The sequence below is a fragment of the Thermophagus xiamenensis genome (assembly GCF_900112795.1).
GTDB classification, from domain to species: Bacteria; Bacteroidota; Bacteroidia; order Bacteroidales; family Marinilabiliaceae; genus Thermophagus; species Thermophagus xiamenensis.
The window spans coordinates 34,531-54,000 of the sequence record NZ_FONA01000021.1; the positions used below are offsets into that span (position 1 = coordinate 34,531).

At 35.8% G+C, this 19,470-nt stretch carries 13 protein-coding genes; 5 read left to right on the top strand and 8 right to left on the bottom strand.

The genetic code is table 11. The features are described 5' to 3' along the window. Positions 1–197 precede the first annotated feature (197 nt). A complete protein-coding gene (locus tag BM130_RS12355; protein ID WP_010528895.1) occupies positions 198–2,900 on the top strand; it encodes a cytochrome c biogenesis protein in 2,703 nt (900 codons plus the stop codon). Positions 2,901–3,191: 291 nt separating this feature from the next. Then, positions 3,192–4,205 carry an AmmeMemoRadiSam system radical SAM enzyme gene (gene amrS / locus BM130_RS12360; RefSeq protein ID WP_010528894.1) on the top strand — a complete coding sequence of 338 codons (1,014 nt, stop codon included), beginning with the start codon at positions 3,192–3,194 and terminating at the stop codon, positions 4,203–4,205. Between the two features lie 9 nt (positions 4,206–4,214). Here the strand turns inward: amrS and BM130_RS12365 are convergent, their stop codons facing one another. Continuing rightward, positions 4,215–7,049, bottom strand: coding sequence for a lamin tail domain-containing protein (locus BM130_RS12365; protein ID WP_010528893.1), 2,835 nt, complete (start codon positions 7,047–7,049; stop codon positions 4,215–4,217). A 238-nt stretch (positions 7,050–7,287) separates the two neighbouring features. On the opposite strand from BM130_RS12365, the gene BM130_RS12370 reads away from it, so the two are divergent. Continuing rightward, positions 7,288–8,301: an aspartate-semialdehyde dehydrogenase gene (locus BM130_RS12370; protein ID WP_010528892.1), complete on the top strand. Its 1,014-nt coding sequence runs from the start codon at positions 7,288–7,290 to the stop codon at positions 8,299–8,301. A 193-nt stretch (positions 8,302–8,494) separates the two neighbouring features. Here the strand turns inward: BM130_RS12370 and BM130_RS12375 are convergent, their stop codons facing one another. The 5 genes from BM130_RS12375 to BM130_RS12395 all read right to left on the bottom strand — a co-directional run bounded on the left by BM130_RS12375 (position 8,495) and on the right by BM130_RS12395 (position 14,254). After that, positions 8,495–9,199, bottom strand: coding sequence for a response regulator transcription factor (locus BM130_RS12375; RefSeq protein ID WP_044138861.1), 705 nt, complete (start codon positions 9,197–9,199; stop codon positions 8,495–8,497). A 294-nt stretch (positions 9,200–9,493) separates the two neighbouring features. Further along, entirely contained in the window at positions 9,494–10,201 is a 708-nt protein-coding gene (gene tsaB / locus BM130_RS12380) for a tRNA (adenosine(37)-N6)-threonylcarbamoyltransferase complex dimerization subunit type 1 TsaB (RefSeq protein ID WP_010528890.1), read from the bottom strand. Between the two features lie 69 nt (positions 10,202–10,270). Beyond that, a complete protein-coding gene (locus tag BM130_RS12385) occupies positions 10,271–10,936 on the bottom strand; it encodes a hypothetical protein (RefSeq protein ID WP_029626751.1) in 666 nt (221 codons plus the stop codon). A 3-nt stretch (positions 10,937–10,939) separates the two neighbouring features. Further along, positions 10,940–11,749: a metallophosphoesterase family protein gene (locus tag BM130_RS12390; RefSeq protein ID WP_010528888.1), complete on the bottom strand. Its 810-nt coding sequence runs from the start codon at positions 11,747–11,749 to the stop codon at positions 10,940–10,942. 510 nt (positions 11,750–12,259) lie between these two features. Beyond that, positions 12,260–14,254 carry a PAS domain-containing protein gene (locus BM130_RS12395; RefSeq protein ID WP_010528887.1) on the bottom strand — a complete coding sequence of 665 codons (1,995 nt, stop codon included), beginning with the start codon at positions 14,252–14,254 and terminating at the stop codon, positions 12,260–12,262. Between the two features lie 237 nt (positions 14,255–14,491). Between BM130_RS12395 and BM130_RS12400 the strand changes: the two genes are divergently transcribed. Together BM130_RS12400 and trpS are read left to right on the top strand one after the other, a co-directional pair. Then, entirely contained in the window at positions 14,492–15,190 is a 699-nt protein-coding gene (locus BM130_RS12400; protein ID WP_010528886.1) for a hypothetical protein, read from the top strand. A 216-nt stretch (positions 15,191–15,406) separates the two neighbouring features. Next, positions 15,407–16,396 (top strand): tryptophan--tRNA ligase, encoded by a 990-nt coding sequence (gene trpS / locus BM130_RS12405; RefSeq protein ID WP_010528885.1) that lies wholly within the window; start codon positions 15,407–15,409, stop codon positions 16,394–16,396. A 104-nt stretch (positions 16,397–16,500) separates the two neighbouring features. On the opposite strand, the gene BM130_RS12410 is transcribed toward trpS, so the two are convergent. Together BM130_RS12410 and BM130_RS12415 are read right to left on the bottom strand one after the other, a co-directional pair. Then, positions 16,501–17,250, bottom strand: a complete 750-nt coding sequence (locus BM130_RS12410) for a LytR/AlgR family response regulator transcription factor (protein ID WP_010528884.1) — start codon at positions 17,248–17,250, stop codon at positions 16,501–16,503. 21 nt (positions 17,251–17,271) lie between these two features. After that, complete coding sequence (locus BM130_RS12415) at positions 17,272–19,272, bottom strand: tetratricopeptide repeat-containing sensor histidine kinase (protein WP_010528883.1); 2,001 nt, start codon at positions 19,270–19,272, stop codon at positions 17,272–17,274. Positions 19,273–19,470: the final 198 nt, after the last annotated feature.

The window sequence follows — 19,470 nt, forward strand, 5'->3', positions numbered from 1 at the left end:
ACTCATTTGTCAAATAAGACCTGCATGTCTAAGATTAACTATATTGTTATGGTCTTAACTTAATTTCTAAACAACTGGTTCCTTTCAAAATTTAATACACAAAGATAGTAAATTCTATTAAAGTCATTATTTTAGCCTTTTGTTAGACCAAATCCCAGCTGTGCTATCTTTTCGAAACCAAAAGAATTCAATCAATAATGGAACGAATAATTAATTTTCTTGTTTCCAGACGACTAATGGGCATATTATTCCTGATCTTAGCAGCTGTCCTGGCGGTGGCCACTTTCCTTGAAAATGATTTTGGAACACGAGCCGCAAGAGCCATGGTTTATAATACATGGTGGTTCGAACTCCTATTTGTCCTTTTAGCAATCAACATGTTTGGTAGCCTCTTTATATTCAATCTTTGGAGATGGGAAAAAGCACCAGTAACAATATTTCATTGTGCATTTTTTGTAATAATCTGTGGAGCTGCAATAACCAGATATACCGGATATGAAGGGAAAATGCACATCCGTGAGGGCAATACATCCAATACAATTTATACGATTGATGAATACGTCTCAATTGAAATACATGATCAATCAGGCACAAGAGCATTTCATAAACGAGTATTTTTATCAGCCAAAACGCCTCGTCAATTTTCTGCCAAAGTAAAAATCAATGAAGAAAAATATAAAATAAAAAGCACCGGTTATATTCCATCAGTTAAAGGCTCTCGAAGCTCTGACATGGTAATATTTACAATTTCGAATGGAAAACAAACCCAAACTCTGCATGTTTATGGCCAACCCGGGAAAGTTGGACAGCCAGAATCTTTAGTACTAAACAACGGAACTCTAATTATTAAATATGGATCCCTGCCTCTTCAATTACCATTTTCTCTTTATTTGCGCAAATTTGAAATAGAACGTTACCCAGGATCCGAAAGTCCCTCTTCTTATGCAAGTGAAGTAACAGTTATTGACCCCGATAATTCAACGAAAAGGGACTTTCGAATTTTTATGAATAATATATTGAGCTACAAAGGCTATAGATTCTATCAATCCTCGTATGATAGGGATGAAAAAGGAACTATTTTGTCAGTAAATCACGATTTTACCGGAACTCTTATCACATATATTGGTTACTTTCTTTTGAGTATTAGCATGATATGGTCACTATTTGCACCACACACTAGATTTAGACAATTGTTAACCAAAACCAACCGAATCTATCAAGCACGAAAAATGCTTGCCATATTGATTTTAACCACAATTGCCAGTCCCTCAAAGGGACAGAATCTCTTTCCTTATCCGGACCAGAAGATAGCCAAAGCGTTTGGCGAAATATGGGTGCAGGGCAAAGGTGGCCGTATCAAGCCACTAAATTCGCTGCATCAAGAAATCATGGTAAAATTAGTTAAACACAATTCATTCAAAGGCTTAACACCGGATCAAATGTTATTGGGAATTCTTTCATATCCCAACGAGTGGAAACAAGTACCACTAATAACTATTAAGCACCCGAAGTTAAAAAAGATTTTGGGGATTGATGGGCGTAAAGCTGCGTTAAATGACTTCTTTTCTACAGACCACCAATACAAAATTATGCAGTTGGTTAATGATGCTTATAGAAAAAGTCCGGCCAACCGCAACAAATTAGAACAGGAATTAATAAAAGTTGACGAACAGGTGAATGTTTTTTTTATGGCTCAATCCGGCCAATTTCACCGAATTTTCCCTGTAAGTAAAGACCCACAAATTCCCTGGATATCACCTGTCGAAAAACGACTTAATTTATCACAAAAAGACAGCTTATTTATCAGCCAGAGCGTTAATATGCTTATTAACACTCTCAGAAACAATGATAAAGAAAAAACTTTCCAACTAGTAAATAAATTAAAATCATTTCAAGAGGACAAGGCCGGCCATATATTGCCATCTAAAACTAAAATGCAAGCAGAACTCTTATACAACCGATTAAACATCTTCATGTGGCTAGCAACCTTCTTCTTTTCTATAGGAATTGTTTTAATTATTTACAACATCGCAAGTTTAATTTACCTTCCACTATATAAAAAATGGGTACACAAATTATCCATAGTGCTAATCTTGGCAGGATTCTTATATCAATCCTTTGGGTTGGGGCTGAGGTGGTATATTTCGAACCATGCACCATGGAGCAATGGTTATGAATCAATGCTAACTATTGCCTGGACCTTGTTACTGGCAGGTCTCTTATTTAGCCGTCGTTCGCCTTTGGTTTTGTCTGTCACCACTTTATTTGCAGGAATTGTATTAATGGTATCTCATTTGAGTTGGATGAATCCTGAAATAACGAACTTAGTTCCTGTATTAAAGTCATATTGGCTTACATTACATGTGGCTGTTATAATTGGGGGGTATGGTTTTTTGACGTTGGGCGCTCTTCTCGGTTTTATGAACCTTTTGATAACTTCATTAAAAACCCCGTCCAACGCTTCTCGGTTAAAAAATACCATAATGGAGCTCACGGCCATAAACGAGATGTCTCTAATTGTTGGATTGTACCTAATGACTATAGGTTCATTTCTTGGCGGCATTTGGGCCAATGAATCCTGGGGTCGTTACTGGGGATGGGACCCTAAAGAAACATGGTCTCTTATTACCATTCTTATTTATGCTTTTGTTGTACATATGCGTCTAATTCCCGGACTACGAAATTTTTTGGTTTTTAATACTGCTTCTCTAATAGCCTTCGCTTCAGTTATTATGACATATCTTGGTGTCAACTATTATCTTACCGGGATGCATTCCTATGCAGCTGGAGATCCAGTGCCAATTCCTACCCCAATTTACTACATCGTAGCGGTTATTGTTACAGTCATTATAGCAGCGTTTTGGAAAGAACAACGATTTACTATTAAAGAATCTCATTAGCATTTTATGATTTCTGAAATAAAATTTACGTAACTAATTGGTAGAATGAAAATCGCTTGAAGTCATAAGCATATACTATATTTTTTGTGACAAATTTTCTTGGTCATGCTCCTATCATTATCATATTTTCCCCAACTCCAAGGCATAATACGCTATATAACGGCTCCTCAGCCTTCTCACTTCTACATTTACACTTTCATGCATGTTCTTTAATAACAAACATTCTTGTTCATGCCCTTTTTATCTGTTAACTTTATAATAGCGCAAGAGGAGTGTAAAATATCTATGATTATGAAGGAAGCTCTGTTATATCAAAAATTAAGCAATAAAAGCGTTCAGTGTAATTTGTGTTCTCATTTATGCAAAATCCCATTAGGAAAGTCAGGAATTTGTAGGGTAAGAAAAAACATTAATGGGAATCTTTATTCTTTAATCTACGGAAAATTAATTGCACAACATTGCGATCCTGTAGAAAAAAAACCTTTATATCATTTTTATCCCGGAACCAAAGCCTTATCTATTGGAACTTTAGGTTGTAATTTCCATTGCTCCTTTTGTCAAAATTGTGATATATCCCAAATCACGGATAAACAGATTGCAGCATTCGGGAAAAGCTATCAACCAAATGAAATTGTAGATTTAGCAATTCAAAAAGGATGTAAAAGCATAGCTTACACCTACAATGAACCTACCATTTTCTTTGAATATGCTTATGATGTTGCGCGAATAGCAAATCAAAGAGGACTAAAAAACATTTGGGTTTCCAACGGTTATATGACTGAAAAAATGCTTGATTGGATGCTACCGTGGATAGACGCCTTCAATATTGATCTTAAAGCTTTTCAAGAAAAGACTTACCACCAAGTAACAGGAGGACATCTGAAACCGGTATTAGATTCCTTAATAAAAATAGCAAAAAGTGGCAAATGGCTCGAAGTTACGACCCTCATCATTCCTGAAATTAATGATTCTCCCTCAGAATTAAACGCAATAGCACAATTTATCGCAAACCACCTCGGGTTTGATGTGCCCTGGCATATAAGTAGATTTTTCCCTGCTTATAAAATGAATGAGATTCCTCCCACTCCTTTGGAAACGCTTTTAACTGCCTATGAGATAGGGAAAAATTCCGGATTAAATTATATTTATATAGGGAATATCCCCAATAATAAACATCAAAACACCCTTTGCCCTAAATGTCACAACTTACTGGTCGAACGGTCCGGATATCATATTTATTCCTATACCCTTGATAACGGGAAATGTCCATATTGTCAGAACCCTATTCCAATAATTACCGAATAAAATTAAATATTAATATGCTTTAACCCCTAACACAAAACTATCTTTAAATTCTCTGACATTGCCATTTAAATCAAAAATTCGACACCAGATGACATATATTCCCGGTGGTGCCAGTGTATGATCGTCAGTAATACCATCCCATATAATTTTGCCGGAAGTACTCAATGTTTGATTATTTATCAGATGTTTAACAGGTCGACCCTCAATATCATATATTATAAAAGTACCTTTCTGACCAGGAATTCCTAATGTATAATTCACAATCAAGAAGTCATCAACTCCGTCTAAATCGGGAGTAAACACCTTAGGTGTAAGTTCTAACAATTTGGAATACTGCCCTGAAGATGTCTCCACATATTGCGAGTTTTTCCCTGTAGGAGTTCCATACCCCACCATGGAAGAGGCTGATTGCCAGGACATGGGACTATTTGTAATAGCATCGTATGAAATCCGCTCTAAAGCCACCCCTTTCGTCTCTGCCAACAGTTCAAAATGATAATCCGGAGAATAATCAAACCTATCAATCACATGTCCATTCAAGGATGTCAAAAAAACAACACCACCATCCGAATAAAAGTTGGGGAATTTTGACAATTCAACCAGCTGATCTTCAGCTTCACAAATAAAATTTGATTTTACCCATTCGGCATTTTTTGTAAAACATAAATGCCGACCAGGTAAAAACCAACGTGTTCGATCAGACAGTCGGAACAATTCTTCCGGTTGATTTTGGGAGCCATTTCTGGCAATACACAAACTGTCAAGCGCAGCAATCTTGCCTGAACGATTATAAAGTTCTACATATTCAAATCCACCGACAGGAGGGTCAAACAACAGCTCATTAATTACAATGTCAAAACTATCAACTTGACCCGGTAGACCAAAAAGCAATGAGTGCTCCTCAGAAAATAAATTACCTGACAAATCAGAAATATTTGAAGGTAAATTCAACTTTTCTATCTTATGAGGAATTAATCGCGTCTTAAACGCTACCCTAACCTGGTCTTTAAATACGCTGTCCCATAAAATTCTTTCGATATCCAACCCATTCGATGTTAAAGAAAAGCCACTATCTACTATATTTTCATATTTTATTGGTTCAGAAAAGGCCAACGTCAATACTGAATCATTCTCAAGCCAAGAATCGACAAGCCTTGGTCCAGAAAAGTCGGGATTAACAGTTGTAACAGAATTGGGTTCTCCTGGAGTCCCACCTCTGTTGTTAGTAGAATAGGCCCAATTACTCAAATCATTAGATAAGTTGTCAGGATCAATAAGTTCCATCGACCACCCACCTTGTTGTTTAAAAAAATTGTCACTTTCTAATACGGATGGGTATCTAAATGCGTCAACCACAATACCTGACGGATTATATAACACCAATTCGCCACCCATATTGTTTAATGTAACCCATTTTTCTGGAATATACCTCCCCTTAGAAGTAACTGCATCATTTTGGATAATTACCACATATTCATTCGGGAAAAGGAGGTAAGACTCTAAGGTTATTTTATTTCCGTTAATACTTAAAATCATATTTTTTAAATCAACAGGAAGTTCAGAACGGTTGTATAGTTCCAGGTATTCAACTTCAGGAAGCAATACCTGTGGTGATGGATCATGCATTATTTCGGAAAAGACAATATCAAATGGCGCAGCTTCATGATAATACAACTGGTAAGGCCCGTAAGGGATTACATCACCATTGGGAAGTGTCAAATTTTCAATATAGCATATGGTCTCTTCCGCATCACCAATAGGCCGATTAAGACGTAAACGATAATTCCCTTGTTTCAGGTCTAATATTTCAGAAACCTTAATATTTCCATTTCCTATATTAAAATTATCTGGTTGTAATAAACCCTCTGGCAATGATAGATTAAAAGATAAGAAAAGGTCATAATATCCCTCTGCATAAAATTGAAGGACTTTAGGAGACTGGTATGAAAAAATTAAAATTGTATCGTCTATACATTGTCCATTTTTCGAGCACCAACCAGAAATGAACAATTGACCCTCTTTAATATCGGGGAGTAAATTCATCAACTCGACTTTTGAGGAATTAAAACCATCGCCATAGACGAAATTATCTATTGAAGGAAGTTCAAAGTTAACGCCCCTCAAAACAGGTTGCGAATAAGTAGAGGAAAGAGTATCAGAAAACTCAAATAGCAAGGTATAACCATTAACAACTTGAAAATTGGTGATATTAAATGGATAAGGATTGCCGGTGATAGAAATGTTTAGAATATAAAATTTATTAGCCCTAGTTTTGGTATAATGACAGCTGAAACCAAACCATTTTGCCCCAAAACCGAAACTGCTAAAAGCTTCTCCTACTGTAATCCATCCTGTCCCAATATTTACCTCAAGTTTCCAATAACCATCAGCTCGGCGATTAACCTTTATATCCAATGCCACCTGTTCTTGGTTTAATAGTTTTTCTGCCCCTTCGATCAATAGATGATCTTCTCCTTCAATTCTTTCCCATAAGGTTATATTATCGTGTGTAGTTCCTATTACTAAATAAAACCCATTTTTAAATTCCTCTTGCCCATCAGTGGCTAAGTAAATTTTCATATAATTATATGCTGACGGATTAAAATCTAAAAGAACCCGAATATTCCAAACAGCATCATTAATTCCCGTTGATGGCGAAAAAAGAAACGCATCTCCTGCTTCTTCAGGCGCGTTTAATCGAAGTCCCCCATTCTCATCTTTCACAAACAGAGCAGTATCCCCTATCCACCCCTGGGGATAATCATCGAAAGAAATAGAATAAATATTGAAAACAGAAGTCCCATAGCATACAGCAAGTAAAAAGTAATAACCAATCAATCTCATTTGATTAGGGTTTATTACTAAAAACTATTACTTTTGTAACAATTGGATTGTTTTCCTAAAAAAAAGACATCCAAATTGAAATTTGGACACTCTTTTAATCGTTTTGCTTAACTCAGATTTTTGTCCTAAAAATTAGATATTTTTTTAATAATAGCAAAGTTTTATAATATTGTGTTTCTAAACATAAATAGGAGAACGAGAGATTTTAAAAAACAATTAACAGAATAACCAGTTATATATGAAAATAGCGATTGTAGGAGCCAGCGGTGCCGTAGGGCAAGAGTTTCTAAATATTTTAGAAAACAGGAAAGATTTTCCTATTGATGAATTGGTACTTTTTGGGTCATCACGAAGCGCCGGGAAAAAGTATTCATTCAGAGGCAAAGAAATAGAAGTGAAAGAACTTCAACACAACGATGATTTTAAGGATATCGATATTGCACTTACCAGTGCGGGAGCTTCGACCTCAAAAAAATTTGCCGAAACCATTACAAAGTACGGCACAATCATGATTGACAATTCCAGCGCTTTCCGAATGGACGATGATGTTCCTTTAGTAGTACCTGAAGTTAATGCAGAAGATTGTGCGAACTGTCCTCGAAAAATAATTGCTAATCCCAATTGCACCACCATTCAGATGGTTGTAGCACTCAAAGCGATAGAAGATGTATCCCATATTCGTCGTGCTCATGTAGCTACTTACCAGGCTGCCAGCGGTGCGGGTGCCAGCGGCATGGCCGAATTGGAAGGACAAATTCGCCAAATCGTCGAAGGCGAAAAGCCTACTGTTCAGAAGTTTGTTCACCAATTGGCCATGAACATTATTCCGCAGGTGGATGTATTTACCGACAATGGTTACACCAAGGAAGAAATGAAAATGTTCAATGAAACTCGGAAAATTATGCATTCCGACATACAGGTTAGCGCCATGTGTGTCAGGATTCCGATACTTAGAGCACATTCAGAAGCAGTCTGGGTAGAAACAGAGCGACCTATAAGTGTAGAAGAAGCGAAAGAGGCCTTCGCAAAAGCCAAGGGAATAAAAATTATTGATAATCCTGAAAACCATGAATATCCCATGCCTTTATACCTTTCAGGAAAAGATGAGGTTTATGTGGGTCGTATTCGTTCCGATTTGTCCAATCCCAACGGTCTTACTTTCTGGGTCGTGGCAGATCAAATTAGAAAAGGAGCTGCAATGAATGCGGTTCAAATTGCAGAATATTTAATACAAAAAAATTTAGTAAAATAACTTTTCTGCTTGATTTAAACCTAAAGTAATTGTACCATATTAAACCGGCCTGATGTCATTGAATGCTTTTCAGGTCGGTTTTTTCTACTTTATAAAACGTTTTTATTAATCCCAGTATTGGGATTAATACATTCGCTAAAGCAAAAACTTAGATGGTGGGACTTCCATTTCTATTCCATAAAATTTATCTAATTCATAGGTATGGTGGAACTCGCAAAATATAGCCAACAGTAGGAATATTTTCAATTTTCAACCGAGGATCACTTTTTAAATAGCGTCTCAACTTGCTAATAAAAACATCTAAGCTTCGTCCGTGAAAATAGTCCACATCCCCCCAAAGCTGCATTAATATTTCATCACGCTTTACCAATTGATTCTTACGGTTACAAAGCATGCGCAGAACTTCACACTCCCGACGCGTTAATCGTTGCTCTTTATTTTCGAATCTTAAAAGTTGATGTGTAAAATCAATAGAAAACAATCCCAAAGGGATCTCTTGGTTAAACTGTTCTTTTGAATTATAGCTCAAACGTCGTTGAATAGCATTAATTCTCCATAATAGCTCTTCTGGATCGAAAGGTTTCACTAAATAATCATCAACCCCAAGTTCAAAAGCTTTTCGTTTATCTTCTTTTTTTTCACTATGACTAATAATTATTATTGGAATAAAAAAATCTTTCTCGCGAACTCTCTCTGTTAAACTAAAACCATCAAGCCCAGAAAGAGCAACATCAAAAATGCAAAAATTAAAGTGACCGTTGCAATAACTATCAAACCCATTAAAACCTTCCACACAATGTTTCACACGGTATCCATTAGACCTTAATTGTTCTTTTAGTTTGGGTCCAAATACCAGATCATCTTCAACCAGTAAAATATTTAAAATTGGATATCTCATCAAAACTTTAAACAAGAATAAAACACTAAGGTTTATTTTAAAAAGCTTTGAAAGAGAATTAGATTAATATTTTTTTAGTATTGACCGTATGACTTTATATGGATAGATTAAACGAGTACAACAAAAATGAAATCACTTAAAACGAAGTATTATTTATTTGGAATAAAAATTTCAGGAGATCCTGTGTAAAAAGAAAAAAACATCCCAGATACAACAATCAATAGGTTGAAAAGCATACCCCATACTATTCACACACTTTTCTAAAGACCGAAGAAGCATCAGAAAACATTTCCGTCAAAGAATTTTTCTTTTGGGAATAGTGGCAATAAAATCTTTTAAATAAAACGGCTCAAAATAAGCAACATCTTCAAATTGTTGATTTCGCCATGCATCATAAGCCAAATAAGCCATATTCCTGGCCAGAGGGCCTTCGTCTTCCAAGAAAAATGCATTCTGATGCTTCAGTACATCTTTACACTTTTGCGCACCATTACCAAAAAAGAATACTTTGCGCTTTTGTAGAATATCAAGATAACTATTAGCATCGATAATATCGGCAGAAGTATCTCGTTGCTGAATCATGTTCTGATCGAACATGGCCGTATAAACTTCCATACGACGGGCATCAATCATAGGACAATACCAGTCATTGGAATCGGGTGAGGAAACAGCATGTGTTTTTACTATTGGCCACGCCAAAATAGCCAAAGAAGATATAGCAATCAAAGGCTTATCCAATGCAAAACAAATCCCTTTAGCAGTAGAAACACCAATTCTCAGCCCGGTATACGAACCGGGACCGCTACTAACAGCTACTGCATCAATATCATAAATTTCTTGGTTAACCAAGGAATCGTCAAACAATTCTTGAATAAGTATTGTCAAACGATGAGCATGAGAGTTCCCTTCATTATCTTGTCGGGCAGCAATAACCTCCCCATCATCAACTAATGCTGCAGAACATATGGTAGTAGATGTTTCGATACAAAGTATAAGCGCCATTTGAATTGTTTTTGGCAAAAATAGCGAAACACCTTAAAGATTAAAATTTGAGCTCAATCTTTTTGGTTATTAATGAATGTAAAATGAAACACCTACTCCCAAACTCCATATTTCCAAAATATTAACATAATTGGTTCGCACAGCTTCGAGTAAATAAGCATCCAAGGCTGAAAATTCAAAATAAATGCCCATCCCTGTAAAATGTTTATCCTTAATAGGCAAGTACCATTCTCCACCCCAAAAAGGTGCTGCGTGAATTTTATTCTGAAAATAATACTTTTCAGGGTAATAGGGGGGCAATTTTCGGAATGTATTATTGGTATTGCCCCAATTGATCAATAAACCTGCTCTTGGCCAGAAATGTTTTAACCAAGGCTCTGAGGTTAAATAGAAACTACTTTTTAAAGATACAGTATGGACAGAAACATTGCTTCCACCAAAATTTTCCGACAAATAACCATACATCAAGGTTGGTTCATATATGTCCCACAAACGATACCCGAAGCCTAATGAAAAAAAACCTATACTTCCCGCATATTGCACTTTTGCATGTTTTGGGAAAAACCATCTCGGCCGAATGTAAATAGTATCTTCCCCTATAATCTTCAGCTTAGGTTGATATAACTTATCGAATATCTTTGACCTAGAAGATAAACTATTTGATGGTATTTGACCATTTATTTCAGCCAAACAAATTGATGCTATAAAAACCCCAACTATTCTTAGGTAACTCATAAACTAAATGGATTGACGCGTAACAATGAGCGTATCTTTTTTTACTTGCAGAAATACTATTTCACGGTCGGTACTATCTCCTGTAATCAAAAAAGGAACATCACAATTTTCCCTAGAACCGTAAAAATATGTGTGGGTATGCCCATGAACAGAGAGATCTACTTTACAGCTCTCCAAAATATTATAAAACAGATATCGGTTCCCGATGCTAAAAGAATCATCCCATGGTTGAATATGGGCAAATACGAAAATATAATCTAAACCTTTTTCATCCTTCACATTACAAGCATTGTACAACCACTCAAAATCAGGGTCCTTCACATTTTTTTCCCAAATTATATCATCAAAAAAAACAAACCGACAATTATTATAATCCAACACAAAATTGAGTGGTCCGAACATTTCTTTAAAAACATACTCTCCATTAGAAAGATAGTCGTGATTACCTATTAAAGTAATCAAAGGATGTTTCAAAGAAGAAGTTATTTCGGAATACCAATAAAATTCGCGGTAAATTCCACTCAAAGTTATATCGCCATTGTGGACCACAAAATCTATTGAATCGATTTGGTTGAGATATTCAATTTGGTCTTTAAAATCATCATAGTAAGTATGACTATCACCTAAAAGAGCTATGGTAAAAGGACGAAATGTATCTTTTTGAATATCATCTAAGAATTTTATTGTCCTCGTATTACAAGCCTCAGGTAAATCACCTACTCCACTTTGATAAGGACTATATTCAATTAGATTTTCACATCCGCCCAAAAGAATCCCACTAAATAAACTGTATATCCAAAAGTAACGACTCATAATACGCTCTTGTTGACATCCTTTCTTTCTTCTTATAACCAATTTATGCTCTTATTCTGATAGCAATATGGCAATGAAAAGCAGCATTTTAATGCTACATTGTCATATATTATCCATCGGTATTGATTAAATAAATAGAAAAATCTACCCTTTAAATTCGTTTACAACAAATGAAATTCAAATTAAAATTTAATTCAATCTAAAACAGACATAGTAACAAAAATGATGGATGAATCAACAAATACCCGGAACAAATAAAACCGCCAAATAAGATTGCCAATACAAGAACAGATATAAAAAAGAAAGTAGCAGAAGTACACGGCAGAAGGCAGAAAAGGAATTTATCAATTTCATGGTTGTTGGAAGGATGGTTTCCCCTTTAAACTTCGACATGAGTTCAGCCGAATGCATTGAAGATGTGCAAGTTAGAATTAAAAAATTTTAACCAGACAGGAAAGATTAATCTTTGGACTGGAAATGAAAACTAATTTCACTACTACGGTAATTAACTCAATCAAAAAATTTTGTCTCGGATTCTTTTGTCTGTTTTGACTGATCTATAGGAATAGTAAAAAAGAAGGAAGCACCATGCCCTGGTTCTGATTCAACCCAGATATTGCCCCCCATCAGTGTCACAAGACTTTTGCTTATTGAAAGGCCCAATCCAGCTCCTTTTCTGGCTGAACGGGGTTCATTGCATACCTGTTCAAAGCGCTCAAAAATGAGTTTATGGTTTTTCGGTTCAATACCGACCCCATTATCCACCACAAAAAATTGAAACATATTGTTTACATGCTCATAACCAAAGGTAATTTGTCCTCCTTGAGGCGTAAACTTTAAAGCATTACCAATCAAATTATTAAATACTTGTGTTATTTTTCCTCCGTCGCTAACCAGGTAATGTTCTTTTTGTGGTATACGACAGTTCAACTCAATCGATTTACTCTGCGCCTCTATACTGAAAAAACGCATTAAATCTGACATTAGGCGGTTTAAATTTATTTTTTCCGGAAACAAGCGTACTTGACCTGTTTCAAGTTTTGAAACCTCGAGAACATTATTGATTATGGAAAGCAATTGTTGACCACTATTAACAATAATATCTATATAGCTATCCTTTTCATTCTGACTAAGATGAGGATTTCTAAGTAATTCAGAAAAACCAATAATGGCATTCATAGGCGTCCTAATTTCATGACTCATATTGGCCAAAAAAGCAGACTTAAGCCGGTCACTTCTTTCTGCTCGTTCCTTTGCCCTGATCAATTCGTTTTCTACTTCTCGTGAATGAGTGATATCCCTGACAATGGTTAAAACTCTATCTTTATCCATATAAACCATCCGTGATTCAAACACACCACATAAATCCCCACCTTTTAACTCATATTCATACGTTTCAACATTTTTATGTAACATTACTTCTTTAATTTTTTCTCGGGTAAGGTCAGCTAAATCAGGAGGTAAAACTGCATCGACAGGCCTATCAAGAAAAGCTTCAGGAGGGACAATTAACGAATTGATAGAATTGGCATGATAATCTTTAATGATTCCCTTTCTATCGAATATAAAAATTAGATCGGGCATAACCGAAAGCAAACTTGTTATTCGTGCCTGGTTGTATTGGGCAACCTCTACCGATTCACGCAAGTTGTCAATAAGTTGTTTCTCTAGTGTTACATCGGCAAATGTTCCCAAAGCTTTGTCGGGGTTTCCGTTTTTAAATAACATTATTCCTGATGCCCTATAGTAAATTAATTTCCCTTTTGAGCTAAAAATTCGAAATTCATCCTTCCATTCCTTTTTTTGTTTAAATTCTTTTTTCCAAAAAGAAACAATACGTTCTTTATCCTCCGGATGAACAAAAGTCAAAAACTCATCTAAAGTTTGTGGAGTATTATTTTCTCCCACTAAGGTATCATATTTCCCATACCATTTCAGAACATCGGTACAAGGCTCCCACTCAAAAATTATATCATTAGCATGAGTGGCCACAGTTCGGAAACGCTCTTCACTTTCACGAAGTTTTTCCTCTGTCTTTTTCCGATTGGTAATATCACGGCCTAAAACAACAATTCCTTTTCTGGCACCTGTTTCATCGAACACCGGTGTTTTTATGACATCAAAGACCCTAAGCGTTCCATCAGGTAAAGGAATAACTTCTTCTGTCTCCACTCTTTGCTTTTTCTCCCAAGCTTCCTGATCAGTAGAAATGCATTGTTCAAATACATCTGCCAGCTCGGGCACCATCTTTTTTAATTGTTCATCGCTTTTCAGAAAGAATTCGTTTCCCTTCAAGCGAAAAAGTTTTTTAGTAGATACATTTGCTTCAAGCCATTTCCCTGTTGAATCTTTAAAACAAATAATATCTGGGGTTGCATTTATCAATATCTGCAAGCGTTCCTTATTGCTTAATAATTTGGCCAGGGTAACAATTTGTCGGAATTTAGCAGTTTTATTTATAAAAAAATTTGCAATCTTCTGAAGAATATTAACACTTCTCCACATTTTAACAACATTTTATCATTAATGGCTGTCACTTTAATTAACACAGACAGTTTGGAGTCGAAAAATAATTAATTAAAATGCCCAAATTAAGGCTAATCTTCCTATTTTTGAGCAAAGGTTTTATTTTGTTGGCCAATGGAACGAATCAATCAACATCAACAATCTTCTTCTTTTAGGCATAAAAATTGATGTTAAAAAAGGTAAACCAAATTTGCACTAACCTAAAAAACTGTTAACATGAAAAAGCTATCCTTTATTTTATTTTTAATCGGATCGATTCTGGCTTTTAATTCATGCAATGATGACGAAGTTGATTTCAATGCTTATGGTGACGTAATCGTCCTATCTCGTTATTTAGAAACTGACGAGCTAGAATTTGCAGCAGCCTATTATGCCTACGGAAATAAATCTATGGAAAATGTTACAGTAATAACACCTGACGGGAATAATATTGAGTTAGAGCCCTATAACGAATACATTACCTCTTCCTTTAAAAAGGAACCTACGGATGAAAATTACTCGCCAAACTTACCTCTTTCAGGGGTTTATCAATTTGTAATAAGCACCACAAGCAATGAAACCGATAGTGTTTCTGATATCGTAGAAAGTGAAAATTTTGTATATCCGGTAAAAATCAACGATGTAAGTTTTACAGATAATACCTTGAGTGCCGAATGGGACGAAGTTCCTAATGCGGACGCTTACGGAATTAGAATTGTAAATTTATCAGATCCTGAAACTATTTATTTCTCTTCTGGATGGTTTTCAGAAACATCTTTTGAACTCTCTTATGTCAATAGCCAAATAACCAATCCGCCCCAAAGCGGCGAAGAGGTTATCATCGAAATTTTAGCTTGCAAATTTGAAGATGTTGTAGGCGATATCTACAACATTGAATCCATTAGTTCAAGCCGTACCACCCTAATATGGGAATAAGTTTAATTCGTTAAATGTTTTCTAACAGTTCTTACTTTAATCAACTTACGCCTAATAATTAATTATACTTATAACCTTAAAGGTGGGTGTCTATTAATAAATTACATGATATTTGGGACACCCACCTTTAAATTTTCACTTCTACTTCCACATTGTAATACCCCTATATTTTACTATTTTTGCCTCGTCTTTAATGAATTTGATGAGAAAAAAGTTATGGAAACTGTAGTTAGTGGAATTCGCCCTACCGGAAATCTTCATCTGGGAAATTATTTTGGTGCTGTAAAAAACTTCCTGAAAATGCAGGAAAGCTATAATTGTTTCTTTTTTATTGCCGATTATCACTCACTAACGACCCACCCGCATCCGGATGATTTACATGGCAATGTACGGCAAATTTTATCCGAATACCTGGCTTGTGGACTTGACCCTGAAAAAGCTACGATATATATTCAAAGTGATTTACCTGAAGTTGCAGAATTAACCCTTCTGCTCAACATGAATGCTTACCTGGGGGAGCTGGAAAGAACAACCTCTTTTAAAGAGAAAGCCAGGAAGCAACCCAACAACGTTAATGCAGGGTTGTTAACTTACCCGGTATTAATGGCTTCTGATATTCTTATTCATCAAGCTGCCAAGGTGCCGGTAGGAAAGGATCAAGAACAACATCTAGAAATGACCCGCAAGTTTGCCAATCGATTTAACCGCATATATGAAATAGATTATTTTACAATTCCGCAACCATTTAGTTTCGATGGCTCTTTAATCAAAATACCGGGTCTTGACGGCACTGGAAAAATGGGCAAATCAGAAGGAAATGGTATCTTTTTAGCAGATGAACCTGAAGCCATTCGAAAAAAAGTAATGAAAGCTGTGACTGATAGTGGACCTTCTGTTCCCAATTCCCCTATTAGTGAACCGATTCAAAACCTGTTTACTATAATGGAAGCCGTATCAAAACAAGAAGTATTGGAACAGTTTAAAGAAGATTATGCCAAATGTACTATTCGATACGGCGACCTCAAAAAGAAACTGGCAGAAGATATTATTGCTTTTACTACCCCAATAAGAGAAAAAATTCTAGCTATTTCTAAGGATAAAGCTTACTTAAGAAAAGTTGCCGCACAAGGAAAAGAAAAAGCACATCAAAGCGCTGCCAAGACCATCAAAGAAGTGCGTGAAATAATTGGTTTTAAACCATTTTAATACTCATTAGGCATGTTTTGTTGCTTTGGGCGTTGACAAACCGGAAATGATTGATGTGTTAAATAATGGAATAACAAAGAAGATTAATTTTTGCCCAAATAAAATCACTCAACTTCCATAAACCGCTGTTTAACAACATTATACTTTCTTGGATCCAAAGGGATTTTAGTGCTTTCATTACCGGTAGCAATGATTAAAGAATTTTCTTCAACCTTGAATACTTTTCGAAGATTTACAACATATAGAGGATGACATCTATAAAAGCCATATTTCCCAAACATCTGTTCATAATAACGTAAAGGTCTTGGAACAAATATTTTTTCCAAAGAGTCATCATAAATTATACATCCACCTGCCACAGCCTCGCCATATAAAATACTAGACAACGGAACTGCTTTTGACGATTCTGTAGTAGGAAACACGACCGTCCTCGCCGATGCTGGCAATTTAGCATTGGTTAATAGGATTTCCATCCTACTTTGATATTCACTTTCTTCCATCGCATCACAGGCCTTATCTATGGCAAAAACCAACTCTGAAAGATCAAAAGGTTTCAATACATAACTGGCAGCAGAAAATCTAACAGCTTCAACCAAGTAATCTTCGTGCCCCGACAAAAAAACTACTTTAAAGTCAAAAAATTCTACTTTACGGAGTAAATCAAAAGCAGTGCCGTCGGGCAATCCAATATCTAACAACACCAAATCTGGTGCATTTGCTTTAATCGAAGCCCATGCATCTGCGACAGTAGAAACTCCATCAAGCAACTGAAATTCGGGAAAATGCTGCAATATTACTGCTCTAATGATCCTTTGCATCAAAGGTTCATCTTCTACAACCAATATTTTTTTCATTATATTATTTCATATCCCATATTAAACGCTCTCTATAATTCTTTTGTAAAAAGTTTTATCCTGCTTCTTATTAAAATTAGTCATTTCCACCACTGGAAGTGTTATACGAACCAATGTACCTCTATCAAAAGGATTAATTTGCTTTTTATCAAGAATAACCAAATCTGTTCTTCGTCCGGAATCTCTTGTCAACATATCAAGTCGCTCGCGTGTAATTTTTATGGCCATGGATTCATGATTCTTCCCTTTTTCACTGGCTTTTTTTGATGCATCTATCCCAATGCCGTTATCACCTACTTCAACAATCATTTTATCGCCTTCACGAAAAAACTTCACAGAAATAAACCCATCCGTTCCGGAAGGTCTAATCCCATGCTCAATGGCATTTTCAATAAATGGTTGAGTTAACATTGGTGGAACCATTATACTTTCTACATCCAGAGAGCTATCAATATCTAAGGAATATTCAAATGCCTCAGAAAAACGTAATCGCTGAAGTTCAAGATAATAGCCAAGTATTTCGGCTTCTTCTTTCAAGGATATATAATCATGAGCTGAACTCTGCAAAACCTGACGCATAAGTCTTGCAAAATCAGTAAGAAAGCGCGATGATTTTTCAATATCATGCTCAAGAATATAAACTTGAATAGCACTTAAAGCATTGAAAATAAAATGAGGATTCATCTGTGATCTTAGCAATCGTTGCTGATGGCGTACGTTTTTGTATCTATGTCTCAATTGCGATTGACGAACCAGCATAATAATTGCAAAAGAAATAGCCGCAACAATTATCAGCCCCAATGTCAGTATAAAGCGCTGACGATCCAGGGCAGCTTTTTGCTGTAGTGTTTGCTTATTTAATTCCTCTATTCGTTTACGCTGCCGCTCCGATTCAAAAATTGCTTCCTGAGTTGCTAAGTGATTAATATTTTTTTCATTAATTATACTATCACTATATGCTGCCGACATTTTAAAATATTCTAAAGCCTTAGCATATTCACCTCGTTTTTCAAATAACTCTGATAAAAGCTGTGAAGTTTCTTCAATCTGAAACAACGAACCAATTTCTTTCGCCACTTCAAGGCCTAATTTTAAATGCTTTTCAGCTAAAGGAAAATCGCCCATCTGCAAATAAGTTTGACCTATCTTAGTATGGCTAATTGCAACCTGCATCAAATCCCCCAGCTCCTCATTGAGATGTAGGGCTTTCTCCAAATACTCTAGGGCTTTAAAAGGACGTCCCTGTTGCAAGTAAGCACCCCCAATACTATTAAAACAAATAGATTGCCCCACTTTACTTCCTATTTGATAGTTATATTCAAGAGAAGCAAAAAAATGGTTCAACGCTGAATCAACTTGGCCTAATTTAAGCAAGGCTTCCCCCATATTATTGTGGTTAATGGCAAGGCCAAGCTTATTATTCATTAAGTTTGAAAGATTAAGAGCGCGCTTAAAATATTCTATTGAGGTTACATAACGATTTAAATTATAATTAACATTCCCAATACTATTAATCGACGCGCCTATCAACAAAGAATCCCCGGTTTCTTTAGCCAAATTTAGTGCCTTGGTGTGCATCTCCAAAGCAGTAGGATTATCATCGATACGGCGATATACCACCCCCAATTGATTATATACTTGCCCTAACAACCTTTTGTCTTCTGTTTTAGTAGCCAAATCCAAAGCCTTTTGATGATTCTTCATGGCCTCGCCATACTGAGCACGATTACGATAACGTTGTCCTAACAGATTATATATACGGGCCAATTGGTTGAGGCTTTCGTTTTTCCGGGCAATATCCATCGCCTCAGCCAAATAATCATCAGATATATCAACATGAAGGCCGCCTTGTCCATATAACTCTATAGACCGTTTTATCAATTGCTCAACAATGACAGAATCGGTTCCGGCTAAATCTATATCTCCTCCTATCTTTTGAACGGCGGACTCTTTTTCCACGCCATTCCGGCAAGAAAATAACTGAATACAAAGTAGGAACATCAATCCTGACTTACTCTGCATAAAAGGTCTGTTTTTTCAATAATGAAACTAAAGTTTTTCTTTAACGGACTAATATAGAAAAGCACTTTCATCCGGGAAATAGCAACACTGCTTTATCCATTACTTTGATTTAAACACACAAAGACAACTTAAAATATAGATCCCTAATTATTACTTTTGGAAAGTTACATAAATTTTATGCCTCTTAGTCATTATTAC